This window comes from Caballeronia sp. 11_S32, assembly GCF_056930355.1.
On the sequence record NZ_JBXOWH010000004.1, the window covers coordinates 1,839,602 to 1,852,605 of the forward strand.

Below are 13,004 nucleotides of genomic sequence, written 5' to 3' on the forward strand. Positions count from 1 at the left end.
GCTTGCGAGCGTATTCTGTGCTTCGTTTCTACACATGGAGCTGGCACGTGACTCAATCGACCAAACCATCGGTCGCGCTGCTCGGCGCGGGAAGCATGGGATCGGCCATCGGCCGCATATTGACGCAAGGCGGCGCGCGCGTGCTGACATCGCTCGAAGGCCGCAGCGCCGCGAGCGCGTCGCGTGCGCGTGATGCGGGCATGGAAGACACAAGCCTCGAAAGCCTCGTGACATGCGATTTCATCTTGTCGATCGTGCCGCCTGCCGTCGCGGTGGAGTCCGCGAGCCGCATCGCGTCCGTGCTCGAACGAGCGAATGCGAAGCCCGTCTATGTCGATTGCAACGCGATCAACCCTGACACCGTCGAACGCATAGCACGCCTGCTCGACCCGACCGATACGCCCTTCGTCGATGGCGCGATCATCGGCCAGCCGTCCGCGCCGAAGTTCTACATGTCCGGGCCGCATGCGGCGCGCACACGGCAACTCGCGGATGCCGGCCTCGCCGTGCGCGTGCTCGACGGACCAGTGGGTGCGGCGTCCGCGCTCAAGATGTCGTATGCGGGCATCACGAAAGGGCTGACGGCAATCGGTTCGGCGATGTCGCTCGCCGCGATGCGAAATGGCGCGGGCGATGCGCTTCTCAGCGAGCTGGCGGAGAGTCAGCCCGCGCTCGCCGCATGGCTCGCGAGCAATGTACCGCGCATGCCGCCGAAGGCTTATCGATGGGTTGCGGAGATGGAAGAGATCGCGCAGTTCATCGGCGACGGATTTGCCGAGCATCGCATCTATGAAGGCGCGGCCGGGCTCTACGCGCGGCTTGCGAAGGATCAGGACGCAACCGGTGCGCTCGAACGCTTCTTCGGCGAACGTGCGAAATAAGGCGCGGAATGAGGCGCGCAATGAGGCGCGAAATGAGGCGCGCAATGAGGCGCGAAATGAGGCGCGAAATGAGGCGCGAAATGAGGCGCGAAATGAGGCGCGCAATGACTTGCGCTATGCGCGCGCGGCGGCGGCTTCCGTCATGGCTTCGAAGAAGCGCGCCGCGCGCCGGTCGCCCGCATAGGCCGAGTTGATGCGCACCCACGGACACGCTTCGCCGTTCGGGCGGTAGTAGCTGCCCGGCGCGAGGGTCACGCCGAATTTCACGGCTTCGTCGACGAGCACGGCTGAATCGTCGATGCCCGGCACTTTCGCCCACACGAAGTTGCCGCCGCTCGGCTCGTCGAACACGTCCCAGCCGTAGCCTTCGAGTGTCTGCACCGCGCTCGACAGCGAATCGCGCACGCGCTTGCGCAGCCGTTCCAGATACTTGCGATACGTGCCGCGTTCCAGAAGACTCGCCGCGACGCTTTCCGCGAAGCGCGTGCCGCCGAGACTCGTCAGCACTTTCACGTCGACGAGATTCTTCACGAGCTCGCGATTAGCCGCGAGATAGCCGATGCGCAGCGAAGACGACAAGGTCTTCGACAGCCCGCCCACATAGATCACGCGGTCGAGCTGATCGAGCGACGCGAGCCGTTGCGTCGGCACCGCCTGGAAGTCCGCGTAGATATCGTCCTCGACGATCGAGAAGCCGTGTTGCGTCGCGAGCTGCAGCAGCTTGAATGCGACCTGCGGCGCGATGTTCGTCGCGGTCGGGTTCTGGAACACGGTGTTGATGAAAAAGAGCTTCGGCTGATGCTGCTTCAGCAATTCCTCGGCGACATCGATGTCGGGTCCGTTCGCGAGCCGCGGCACGCCGACGAGCCGCACGCCTTGCAGCTTCAACAGGCCGAAGAGGTTGTAATAGCCGGGATCCTCGACGAACACGGTATCGCCCGGCTTCAGCATGTAGCGCACGACGAGATCGAGCGCCTGGCTCGCGCCGTTCGTGATCATCACGTTGGGCAGATCGGCGTCGATGCCGAGCGCGTTGATGCGCATGACGACCTGCTGACGCAGATTGGTGTCGCCATGAGGAATCGCGTAATCGATCACGCTGGGAACGTCCACGCGCGACGCCTGACGGATAGCCTGCGTGATGCCGTCCACGTCGCGCCACGCTTCGGGAATAAAGCCGCTCGACAACTTCAGCGTCTCGCCTGGGTAGTTGAACTGCTGGAGGATCTGGTTCGATTCCTCTTCCGCGAGGCGCGGATCGCAGTTGCCCGCGAGACGGTCGCATTCCTCCACGTGATTCGCCACGTAGAACCCCGAGCCGTGCTTCGGCTGAATGAGCCCGCGCGATGCGAGCCGGTCATACGCCTCGATCACGGGAAAGCGGCTGATGCGCTGCTCGGCGGCCAGTTGGCGAATCGACGGCAGCTTCGCGCCCGCGAGCACGCGGCGCGAGCGGATCAGCGCCTCGATCTGCGTGACGATCTGCTCGGTCAGCGGCACGCCGGTGCCGCCGTCGATGTGAAGCGGAAGTGCGTTCATGGTGTTCGAAGTGTTCAGTCGGAATGAGTGAACAGTTGGATTTGGCTGTTCGCTGCTGTCGTAGTGCCATTCGAACGCATCCGAAAACCGCCGTCAAGCTAGGCAGAATGGCTATCCGGGCTGTTTTAAGAATGTGCGTCTCTGACATCCACGGGCGAACTGTTCAGCGAATTTAGCTTAACAGTTCCTCTGCAACTGTGCAGAAGTGTTCATTCAAGGTGTTCGGAATCGGTCGAATAATACGCTTAACGGCTGCATACAGGTGTTCACCACGCAGCCTCCCGGCCAAGCGATTCATAGGAGCGGCATCATGCGTGAAATTCGGACTTTCGAACTCGACCGGTGCGATGCGCCGACAGGCTGGCTCATCGACCGGCCTCAAACCCTGCGCGTCACGCGCGGACAGATCTGGCTGACGATCGAAGGTGAGACGGGCGATTTCTGGCTCGACGCGGGCGCGTCGGTGGAGTTGAAGCCGTACACGTCGATCTGGGTCAGCGGTGCGAAAGACGGCAGCCGCTTCTCGCTGGCGTCGGCGTCGACGTCGACGCATACGCGGAGCCTGGGTGAAATCGTGCGCGCCTGGTTCGCGCGGCGCACGCCGTCGCCGCACATCGCGGTTTCGAAGGCTTAAGGACGAAAAAAAACCCGGCCACGGCCGGGTTCAATGTTCCCGCGCTCTCGCGAGCGCGGTCACCTGCAAAACAAGCTTTCTTACGCTGCGAGCAGCGAGCGCAGCACGAACGGCAGAATCCCGCCGTGCTTGTAGTAGTCGACTTCGATCGGCGTGTCGATACGCAGCAGCACCTGCACGCGATCTTCCTTGCCGTCCTTGCGATGGATCACCAGCGTGACTTCCTGCTGCGGCTTGAAGTCGTCGCCGAGACCTTCGATGTCGTACGTCTCTTCGCCCGTGATGTTCAGCGACTGGACGCTGTCCGCGCCCTTGAACTGCAGCGGCAGCACGCCCATGCCGACGAGGTTCGAACGGTGGATACGCTCGAAGCTGCGCGCGACCACGGCCTTCACGCCGAGCAGTTGCGTGCCCTTCGCCGCCCAGTCACGCGACGAGCCCGTGCCGTACTCTTCGCCTGCGAAGATGACGGTTTGCGTGCCGGCGTCGATGTACTTCATCGCTGCGTCGTAGATCGACAGTTGTTCGCCGCTCGGCTGGTGAATCGTCAGGCCGCCTTCGATGCGCGTGCCGTCTGCCTTCGCCGGGATCATCAGGTTCTTGATACGCACGTTCGCGAAGGTGCCACGCATCATCACGTCGTGGTTGCCGCGACGCGAGCCGTAGCTGTTGAAGTCGGCCTTCTGCACGCCGTTCGCCTTCAGCCACACGCCCGCCGGCGACGTTTCCTTGATCGAGCCCGCCGGGCTGATGTGGTCGGTCGTCACCGAGTCACCGAAGATGCCGAGCGCGCGCGCGCCCTGCACAGCGGGAATCGAGTCGGCCGGCTTCATCGAGAAGTCGCTGCCGAAGAACGGCGGCTCGGCGATGTACGTCGACTTCGGCCAGTCATAGACCTGACCGCTTTCGCCCGCGATCTTGCTCCACAGATCGCCTTCCTTCGTGAGCTGCGAGTAGTTCTCGCGGAATGCCTTCGCATCCAGCGCGTACTTGAGCAGCGCGTGCACTTCTTCGCTCGTCGGCCAGATGTCGCCGAGGTAGATGTCGCGGCCGTCCTTGCCCTTGCCGACCGGCTCGGTCATCAGGTCGCGCGTGATGTTGCCCGCGATCGCGTAAGCGACGACGAGCGGCGGCGATGCCAGGAAGTTGGCGCGGATGTTCGGGTGAATACGCGCTTCGAAGTTACGGTTGCCCGACAGCACGGCTGCCGCGACGATGTCGTTCTTCGTGATCGCGTCGTTCAGTTCCGGCGTCAGATCGCCGGCGTTGCCGATACACGTCGTGCAGCCGTAAGCCGCGAGCGTGAAGCCGAGCTTGTCGAGGTAGGGCAGGAGGCCCGTCTTCGTCAGATACTCGGTGACGATGCGCGATCCCGGCGCGAGCGACGTCTTGATGTGCGGCGCAACCGTCAGACCGGCTTCGACGGCCTTCTTCGCCAGCAAGCCGGCGGCGAGCAGCACGCTCGGGTTCGACGTGTTCGTGCACGAGGTGATCGCGGCGATCAGCACGTCGCCGTTCTTCACGTCGACGCCATCGGCCGTCCTGTAGTTCGCTTCGAGCTCCGCGGGCTTCTTGTTGAAGCCGTTTTCGCCGACCGGCTTCGAGAACAGGTCGACGAACGTGCTCTTCACGTTGCCGATTTCGATGCGGTCTTGCGGACGCTTCGGACCCGCGAGCGACGGCGCGACCGAGCCCAGATCCAGCGTGAGCGTCTTGGTGTAATCGATGTCGCCGGCCTTCGGCACGCCCCACAGCTTCTGCGCCTTGAAGTACTGCTCGAACGCGGCGATTTCGGCGTCGGTGCGGCCCGTGCCCTTGAAGTAGTCGATGGTCTTTTCGTCGACCGGGAAGAAGCCCATGGTCGCGCCGTACTCGGGCGCCATGTTGCCGATGGTCGCGCGGTCCGGCACGCCGATCGATGCCGTGCCTTCGCCGAAGAACTCGACGAACTTGCCGACGACCTTTTCCTTGCGCAGCATTTCGGTGATGGTCAACACGAGGTCGGTTGCCGTGCAGCCTTCGCGCAGCTTGCCCTTCAGCTCGACGCCGACCACGTCCGGCGTCAGGAAGTACACCGGCTGGCCGAGCATGCCCGCTTCCGCTTCGATGCCGCCCACGCCCCAGCCCACCACGCCGATACCGTTGATCATCGTCGTGTGCGAATCCGTGCCGACGAGCGTGTCCGGGTAATAAACGCCGTCCTTCTTGTGCACGCCGCGCGCGAGGTACTCGAGGTTCACCTGGTGCACGATGCCGATGCCCGGCGGCACGACCTTGAACGTGTCGAACGCCTGCATGCCCCACTTCATGAACTGGTAGCGCTCGTTATTGCGCTGGAATTCCAGCTTCATGTTCAGATCGAGCGCGTTCGGCTCGCGGAAGTGGTCGATCTGCACCGAGTGATCGACGACGAGGTCGACCGGCACGAGCGGCTCGATCGCCTTCGGGTCCTTGCCCGCGCGCTTCGCGACGCCACGCATCGCGGCGATGTCGGCGAGCAGCGGCACGCCCGTGAAGTCCTGCAGCACGACACGCGCGACGACGAACGGAATTTCATCGACGCGAGCTGCATTCGGCTTCCAGTTCGCGAGTTGCTCGATGTGCTCCTCGGAGATCTTCTTGCCGTCGTAGTTGCGCAGCACCGATTCGAGGACGAGACGAATCGAGACCGGCAGGCGCTGGATCTTGACCTTCAGCGCGTCGCCGAGTTGCGGCAGCGAGTAGAACTTGCCTTTGCCGGAACCGCTGTCGAATTCCTTGAGCGTGTTGTGGAGATTGTGGGCCATGGTTATTTTCCTTGGACTAAGACGAGGAAATTGCTCTGCTTGCTTAAATCACGTACAGATCGACGTATTCATTGACCGGCATTGCTTCGAGCTTTGCCTGATCGAGCGATACCGCGAGGATCGCCTGTTGTTGCTTCTGCGGGAACCGGCGCGCCAGATTCGTCCTGAACTTCTCGACGAGCAGCGGAATGCCATCCGCGCGGCGACGCTTGTGACCGATCGGATACTCGACCGCGATTTCATCGAGCTTCGTGCCGTCGCTGAACTCGACGGTGAGCGCGTTCGCGATCGAGCGCTTGTCCGGGTCGTGATAATCCTTGGTGTATTGCGGGTCTTCGACGCATTCCATCTTCTCGCGCAGCGTGTCGATGCGCGCGTCCTGCGCGATCGAATCTTCGTAGTCTGCGGCGGTGAGACGGCCGTGGAGCAGCGGCACGGCGATCATGTATTGAATGCAGTGATCGCGGTCGGCCGGGTTGTTCAGCGGCCCCTTCTTGTCGATGATGCGAATCGCCGCTTCATGCGTGCGAATGGTGATCTTCCTGATGTCCTCGACGGACTTGCCCGCTTCCTTCAGCTTGCCGTGCAAAGTCATCGCGGCTTCGACAGCGGTTTGCGAATGGAACTCGGCGGGAAACGAGATCTTGAACAGCACGTTCTCCATCACGTACGAGCCGTACGGACGCTGGAACCTGAACTCGCTGCCCTTGAAGAGCACGTCGTAGAAGCCCCACGTTTTCGCGGTCAAAACGGACGGGTAGCCCATCTCGCCGGTCTTCGCGATCAGCGCGAGACGCACGGCGCGCGAGGTGGCATCGCCGGCGGCCCACGATTTGCGCGAACCCGTGTTCGGCGCGTGACGATAGGTGCGCAGCGAATGACCATCGACGAACGCGAGCGATACCGCGTTGATGAGCTCATCGCGCGTCAGGCCGATCATCTGTCCGACCACTGCCGTCGAAGCCAGTTTCACGAGCAGCACATGATCGAGACCGACCTTGTTGAACGAGTTCTCGAGCGCGATGCAGCCTTGAATTTCGTGCGCCTTGACCATCGCGATCAAGACGTCTTTCATGCTGAGCGGTTTCTTGCCCGAAGCGATCGCGTTACGCGAAAGCCAGTCGGCCGTTGCAAGAATGCCGCCGAGGTTGTCCGACGGATGGCCCCATTCCGCTGCGAGCCATGTGTCGTTGAAGTCGAGCCAGCGGATCATCGCGCCGATGTTGAACGCGGCCTGAACCGGATCGAGCTGGAATTGCGTGCCCGGCACCTTCGCGCCGTTGGGGACGATCGTGCCCGGCACGATCGGTCCCATCAGCTTGGTGCAGGCGGGGTAGGAGAGGGCTTCGAGTCCGCAGCCGAGCGTGTCGATCAGACAGTTGCGCGCCGTTTCGAGCGCGAGCGTGCTGTCGACGCTGTAGCTGAGCACGTAATCGACTATGTCGACCAGTACCTTGTCCGGATCGGGCCGGATGTTGGAGATCGGTGCGGACATCGAATGATTCCTGATTTAAGTGCTGCCTGAGTTATTGCACGTTCTTGATCAACGCTTCCGACTGCGTCGGCGCTGCGCCGCCCGCAGCCATTTCCGGCGTCACGCACTCGTCCGCGAGGCGCGACGAGTCCTTGTCGGAGAACAGCATGGCCTTCGACGGAATCACGACCAGATCCATGCCGGATGCGGAGTCGTGGAAACGGTCGGCGCCCGTCGTCGTGTCCTGGCGCGGCAGCTTGTAATCCTTCTTGGCCCAGTTCACCGTGACGATGGTGTCACGCTTCATGTCGCCTTTCAGATAGAAAGTATTGCCGTCCTTGCACGACCACTTCACTGCACCTTCGGGAATCGGATCAGTCTTCGCCGCCGCGGCCGCTTCGGCCTTGGGGCTGCGCTTGATCAGTCGGCGCGCCGGGGCGGGGCGCTTGGCCGCGGTCTTGGCCTTGCTCGCATCGGTCGTCGTCGCGGCGAAGGCGTCGGCGCTGACGAAGACGCTCGTCGTTGCCAGCGTACCGGCGATTGCAGCGATAAGGAGTTTGTTCATCGAAAAAACCTTTCAAAACATGGGGGTTGATAACGGTTTGCAGCGCGGCGTGGATTTCTTACACGCGAAATCCGATCGCGCAGCCCGTTATTTTCGCTTATTTATCGGGACGAACTTCAAATTCTCGGGTCCGGTGTAATTTGCGCTCGGCCGGATGATCTTGTTGTCGATGCGTTGCTCGATGATGTGCGCGGCCCATCCCGACGTGCGCGAGATCACGAAAAGCGGCGTGAACATGGCGGTGGGCACGCCCATCATGTGATACGAAACGGCGCTGAACCAGTCCAGATTCGGGAACATCTTCTTCGCGTCCCACATCACGGATTCGAGGCGCTCGGCGATGTCGAACAGCTTCGTGTCGCCCGCTTCCTTCGACAGTTTCTTCGCCACTTCCTTGATGACCTTGTTGCGCGGATCGGAGATCGTGTACACCGGATGGCCGAAGCCGATCACCACTTCCTTGTTCTCGACGCGGCGCTTGATGTCCGCTTCCGCTTCGTCGGGCGTCTGATAGCGCGACTGGATTTCGTAGGCCACTTCGTTCGCGCCGCCGTGCTTCGGGCCGCGCAATGCGCCGATCGCGCCGGTGATCGACGAATACATGTCGGAACCCGTGCCCGCGATCACGCGCGCCGTGAACGTCGATGCGTTGAATTCGTGCTCGGCATAAAGATTGAGCGATACATGCATCGCCTCGACCCAAGACTTCGACGGCTCCACGCCATGCAGCAGATGCAGGAAGTGTCCGCCGATGGAATCGTCATCGGTTTCGACTTCAATGCGCTTGCCGTTGTGCGAATAGTGATACCAGTACAGCAGCATCGAGCCGAGCGAGGCCATCAGGCGGTCGGCGATGTCCTTCGCGCCCGGCGCGTTGTGATCGTCCTTCTCGGGCAGCAGCGTGCCGAGCACGGAGACGCCGGTGCGCATGACGTCCATCGCATGTGCGGACGCCGGAATCCATTCCAGCGCGGCCTTCAGATTCGCGGGCAAGCCGCGCAAGGCCTTCAGCTTCGTCTTGTACGCCTTCAGTTCAGCGGCGTTCGGCAGCTTGCCATGCACGAGCAGATACGCGATTTCTTCGAACTCGGAAGTCGTCGCGACATCGAGAATGTCGTAGCCGCGATAGTGCAAGTCATTGCCGGTCTTGCCGACCGTGCACAGCGCGGTATTGCCCGCCGTCACGCCCGACAGCGCGACGGATTTCTTCGGCTTGAATGCGCCGGTTGCGGGTGCTTCGGTCGATGCGGTATCAGTCATGCTCTCAAGTCTCCTTTCGTACGCTCGTGATGCGGCGTTACTTGTTGTGCTTGAAGGACGCGCAGGCCGTGAGGCCTTGCGCGACGCTGCAGTCCGGTCCGATGACGCTCATGCCGGCGCTCCCGATGCGGGCGCGGCGAAGAGCGGCGCGCATTCGTCGGGCATGACCTGGCCGGTCGCATGCGCGCGGCGCAGCACGGACCAGTAATAGCGATAGCTCGCGCGATCGTGCAGCGTGTCGCCGTGGCGCGTCGGGCCCCATTTCGCGCGTTGCGCTTCGAGCAGGATCTCGGCGGCGAGCGCGATTTCATCGGCGCGCGGCGAAAAGGCCTCGACGATCGGCCTGATCTGATCGGGATGGATGCTCCACATGCGCGTGAAGCCGAATTCGTTGCGGGCGCGCGCGGCATCGTTCGCGACGATGCCCATGTCGCGCACTTCCGTCGACACGTTGTGCGACGGCACCTTGCCGTGCGCGTGACACGCGGCCGCGATCTCGAGCTTCGCGCGGCGCACGAGCGGATGATCGAACTGGCCGGGCGAGCGCATCGCGGTATCGGGGATCGCGCCGTTGTGCGCGGAGACGAAGTCCATCAGGCCGAAGCTCAGCGATTCGACGCCCGGCAGCGCGGCCAGTTCGAACGCTTCCGCGAGCGCGCCATGCGTCTCGACGAGCAGATGGCAAGGAACCGCCTTCGCGATGCCGAACTCGCAGCGCGATGCTTCGATGAAGGCGACCATCTCTGCGGCATCGAAAACGCTGCGGATCTTCGGCAGCATGATGAACGCGGGCGCCTTCTTCGCGTTACGTAGGATGATGCGCACGTCGTCGCGCCACGCACGGTGGTTGAAGTCGTGGATGCGAACGCCCACGCGCCCGAAACGGTCTTCCTCGCCGCCGACGAACGATGCGACCAGCTCCGCATGCTCGGCTTCGTGACCGACCTGCGCGCCGTCCTCGCAATCGAGCGTGATGTCGGATACCGGGCCGAGTTGCGCCTGCAACGCCAGGGATTTTTTCATCAGCTTCTCGCTGCCCGCGTAATGGTCGCAGGGCGGGAGAACAGCGGGTTGCGGTTCGCCGTCAAACAGCACTTCGGCGGGAGTGAGAGCGCGCATCGTCGGCTTCGGGTCCGATTTGGGGGAAAGGAGAATCGATCTTGCTCGATGATTCGAATGCGCTCGGGGTCTTTCGAGCGCGTTCGAATCACGCGCGAACGCCGCGAAGCGTCCGCGCAGACGGGAAGCTCCACGAGCTTCCCTCGATACCGTAGTGCTTACTTGCCCAGCAGATGCGAAACGCCGTCGCGCTCTTCGAGCAGTTCGTTAAGCGTGCCGTCCATCTTCTCGCGCGAGAACGCGTCGATTTCCAGGCCTTCGACGCGCTTGTACTCGCCGTTTTCGCACGTAACGGGCACGCCGTAGATGATGTCTTCCGGAATGCCGTACGAACCGTCCGACGGAATGCCCATCGTGACCCACTTGCCGTTCGTGCCGAGCACCCAGTCACGCACGTGATCGATCGCAGCATTGGCCGCCGATGCCGCCGACGACAGGCCGCGCGCTTCGATGATCGCCGCGCCGCGCTTGCCGACGGTCGGGATGAACGTGTTGCGGTTCCATTCGTCGTCGTTGATGAGCTTCGTCAGGTCCTGGCCTTCCGCCGTTGCGAAGCGGAAGTCCGGGTACATCGTCGGCGAGTGGTTGCCCCACACGGCGAGCTTTTCGATGGAAGCCACCGGCTTGCCCGACTTGGCCGCCAGTTGCGACAGCGCGCGGTTGTGGTCCAGACGCAGCATGGCGGTGAAGTTCTTCTTCGGCAGATCCGGCGCCGACTTCATCGCGATGTACGCGTTCGTGTTCGCCGGGTTGCCGACGACCAGCACCTTGACGTCGCGGCTCGCGACATCGTTCAGCGCCTTGCCCTGAACCGTGAAGATTTCGGCGTTCGCCGACAGCAGATCCTTGCGCTCCATGCCCTTCGAACGCGGACGCGCGCCCACGAGCAACGCGACGTCGGCGTCCTTGAACGCGACCTTGGGATCGTCCGTGACGACCACGCCTGCGAGCAGCGGGAAGGCGCAATCTTCCAGCTCCATCACGACGCCCTTGACGGCGCCTTGCGCTTGCGGCAGATCGAGCAACTGAAGAATCACGGGCTGGTCTTTGCCGAGCAGATCGCCGTTGGCGATGCGGAACAGCAGCGAGTAGCCGATTTGACCTGCGGCGCCGGTTACGGCAACGCGCTTTGCGGACTTAGCCATTGAGAACTCTCCTGGACGGTGCGTGGAACGCTAGGGAAAAACGCCATTTTATGCGCGTTACGCAAAGCGTTGATGAAGACATGCCGGTCATGCCGCGCGCGAATCGCCGGAAGCAGCGCCACGCTCGCTTTGCGCGCGGCTATGCGGCTATCCTTGATTCGCGCCGCACCGATGCGTGTGCGGCGTGACTGTCATGCCATGAATCCTTCTTCGAGCGGAAGGCGTGCGGGATGGTCGTGAGGGACGCGGCGATTCGCTTGGGCTACGGCAACGCGCCCATTCGAGACGGCGCTTGACGTTGCGAGGCGTGGGGCAGGCAGCGGCGCGCGAATCGAGTGGCCGATCGGCGTGAGGCGAAAGCGAAAGGGCGTGCCTGGCGGTATGTTGCGCGATGTGCGGATGCCGGACTCCGGGGCAAAAAGCGCCGTGGAAAACACGCTGACCGGCGGTTCCTGCGTTCTCGCAACGACCCGCAAACCCTTGCTCGACAAGGAGTGTAGGATCGCTCCGAGGTAAAGTCAACAATATCTTATGTCTTATATAAGACATAGGAATCTGCGGGAAAAGTCTGGACGCACGGCGGCCCTTGTGTTGAAATGCGCGGCATGAATTCCAACCCGGCGAGCACGACGACCCCCAACGGCACTGCACCGGCGGCTGAGGCCGCGAGCACGCCGTCGCCGACGTTCAGCCCGCTGTATCAGCAGATCAAGGCGCTCATCACGCAAGGGCTCGAGTCCGGCGAATGGAAGCCCGGCGAAATCATCCCGAGCGAGGTCGAACTGGCCGCGCGCTACAAGGTGAGCCAGGGCACCGTTCGCAAGGCGATCGACGAGCTCGCCGCCGACAATCTCCTCGTTCGCCGTCAGGGCAAAGGCACGTTCGTTGCGACGCACAACGAAGACCGCGTGCAGTTCCGCTTCCTGCGCCTTCTGCCCGACGACGGCGATGTTCATCCCCACGTCAGCCGCCTGCTCGAATGCAGGCGTCTGCGCGCGCCCGCCGAAATCGCGCGTCAGCTGGACCTGAAGCCCGCCGATCCTGTCGTTCTTATCAAGCGCCTGTTGCAGTTTGATGGCGTGACGACCGTGTTCGACGAAATCTGGCTGCCGGGCGCGGTATTTCGCGGCCTTACAGCCGAAAGGCTTGCGGACTATAAAGGCCCGCTCTACGCGATGTTCGAGACGGATTTTGGCACGCGCATGATTCGCGCGTCGGAGAAAATTCGCGCCGTCGCCGCCGACGAGACCGTCGCGCAGTTTCTCGATGTCGCACAGGGATTTCCGCTTTTATCGGTGGAGCGCGTGTCCTATACCTATGGCGATCGCCCTGTGGAAGTGCGGCGCGGCTGGTATGTCACGACCGGTTACTACTATCAGAACGACTTGAGTTGAACGAATGAAGAAGGGGCGGCGAGCACCGGCTGAGTGGCTCGCGGAACACGCACGCGGCAAGCTTATTTTCGCGCGCGGAGCAACAGTCTCTTCGGCGGCGTTTCGCTGCAGCGCGAAATAAAAAGGCGCTAAAATCGCGGATTAGTGTGTTTTAACAAGTTGGGGTCTAGCATGGCTGAAGCCGTAAAAAAACCAAGGCCCGAATAC

General features: G+C 62.5%; 10 protein-coding genes. 3 read left to right on the forward strand and 7 right to left on the reverse strand.

All coding sequences use genetic code 11. The features are described from left to right. Positions 1–47 precede the first annotated feature (47 nt). The gene (locus AC1Z32_RS34635; RefSeq protein WP_483483306.1) at positions 48–881 is read left to right on the forward strand and encodes an NAD(P)-dependent oxidoreductase; all 834 of its coding nucleotides are present in this window, start codon (positions 48–50) and stop codon (positions 879–881) included. Positions 882–995: 114 nt separating this feature from the next. On the opposite strand, the gene AC1Z32_RS34640 is transcribed toward AC1Z32_RS34635, so the two are convergent. After that, the gene (locus tag AC1Z32_RS34640) at positions 996–2,420 is read right to left on the reverse strand and encodes an aminotransferase-like domain-containing protein (protein ID WP_483483307.1); all 1,425 of its coding nucleotides are present in this window, start codon (positions 2,418–2,420) and stop codon (positions 996–998) included. Positions 2,421–2,730: 310 nt separating this feature from the next. Here AC1Z32_RS34640 and AC1Z32_RS34645 point away from each other — a divergent pair, with 310 nt between their 5' ends. After that, positions 2,731–3,054 carry a DUF2917 domain-containing protein gene (locus AC1Z32_RS34645; protein WP_483483308.1) on the forward strand — a complete coding sequence of 108 codons (324 nt, stop codon included), beginning with the start codon at positions 2,731–2,733 and terminating at the stop codon, positions 3,052–3,054. Between the two features lie 80 nt (positions 3,055–3,134). Here AC1Z32_RS34645 and acnA read toward each other — a convergent pair whose 3' ends face one another. The 6 genes from acnA to AC1Z32_RS34675 all read right to left on the reverse strand — a co-directional run bounded on the left by acnA (position 3,135) and on the right by AC1Z32_RS34675 (position 11,403). Beyond that, complete coding sequence (gene acnA / locus AC1Z32_RS34650; protein WP_483483309.1) at positions 3,135–5,840, reverse strand: aconitate hydratase AcnA; 2,706 nt, start codon at positions 5,838–5,840, stop codon at positions 3,135–3,137. A gap of 43 nt (positions 5,841–5,883) precedes the next feature. Further along, positions 5,884–7,335, reverse strand: coding sequence for a bifunctional 2-methylcitrate dehydratase/aconitate hydratase (locus AC1Z32_RS34655; protein WP_483483310.1), 1,452 nt, complete (start codon positions 7,333–7,335; stop codon positions 5,884–5,886). Positions 7,336–7,366: 31 nt separating this feature from the next. Further along, entirely contained in the window at positions 7,367–7,879 is a 513-nt protein-coding gene (locus AC1Z32_RS34660) for a hypothetical protein (RefSeq protein WP_483483311.1), read from the reverse strand. 87 nt (positions 7,880–7,966) lie between these two features. After that, positions 7,967–9,139, reverse strand: coding sequence for a bifunctional 2-methylcitrate synthase/citrate synthase (prpC, locus tag AC1Z32_RS34665; RefSeq protein WP_483483312.1), 1,173 nt, complete (start codon positions 9,137–9,139; stop codon positions 7,967–7,969). A gap of 108 nt (positions 9,140–9,247) precedes the next feature. Then, positions 9,248–10,258, reverse strand: a complete 1,011-nt coding sequence (locus AC1Z32_RS34670) for an HpcH/HpaI aldolase/citrate lyase family protein (RefSeq protein WP_483483313.1) — start codon at positions 10,256–10,258, stop codon at positions 9,248–9,250. A gap of 158 nt (positions 10,259–10,416) precedes the next feature. Continuing rightward, positions 10,417–11,403, reverse strand: a complete 987-nt coding sequence (locus AC1Z32_RS34675) for a malate dehydrogenase (protein ID WP_014251430.1) — start codon at positions 11,401–11,403, stop codon at positions 10,417–10,419. A 605-nt stretch (positions 11,404–12,008) separates the two neighbouring features. Here AC1Z32_RS34675 and AC1Z32_RS34680 point away from each other — a divergent pair. Continuing rightward, positions 12,009–12,797: a GntR family transcriptional regulator gene (locus tag AC1Z32_RS34680; RefSeq protein ID WP_483483314.1), complete on the forward strand. Its 789-nt coding sequence runs from the start codon at positions 12,009–12,011 to the stop codon at positions 12,795–12,797. Positions 12,798–13,004: the final 207 nt, after the last annotated feature.

What these genes read in the sequence shown, in the direction of transcription:
- AC1Z32_RS34660 (WP_483483311.1), bottom strand. Translation starts at nt 7,879, where the DNA reads ATGAACAAACTCCTTATCGCTGCAATCGCCGGTACGCTGGCAACGACG.
- AC1Z32_RS34680 (WP_483483314.1), top strand. Translation starts at nt 12,009, where the DNA reads ATGAATTCCAACCCGGCGAGCACGACGACCCCCAACGGCACTGCACCG.
- AC1Z32_RS34645 (WP_483483308.1), top strand. Translation starts at nt 2,731, where the DNA reads ATGCGTGAAATTCGGACTTTCGAACTCGACCGGTGCGATGCGCCGACA.
- acnA (WP_483483309.1), bottom strand. Translation starts at nt 5,840, where the DNA reads ATGGCCCACAATCTCCACAACACGCTCAAGGAATTCGACAGCGGTTCC.
- AC1Z32_RS34655 (WP_483483310.1), bottom strand. Translation starts at nt 7,335, where the DNA reads ATGTCCGCACCGATCTCCAACATCCGGCCCGATCCGGACAAGGTACTG.
- AC1Z32_RS34670 (WP_483483313.1), bottom strand. Translation starts at nt 10,258, where the DNA reads ATGCGCGCTCTCACTCCCGCCGAAGTGCTGTTTGACGGCGAACCGCAA.
- prpC (WP_483483312.1), bottom strand. Translation starts at nt 9,139, where the DNA reads ATGACTGATACCGCATCGACCGAAGCACCCGCAACCGGCGCATTCAAG.
- AC1Z32_RS34675 (WP_014251430.1), bottom strand. Translation starts at nt 11,403, where the DNA reads ATGGCTAAGTCCGCAAAGCGCGTTGCCGTAACCGGCGCCGCAGGTCAA.
- AC1Z32_RS34640 (WP_483483307.1), bottom strand. Translation starts at nt 2,420, where the DNA reads ATGAACGCACTTCCGCTTCACATCGACGGCGGCACCGGCGTGCCGCTG.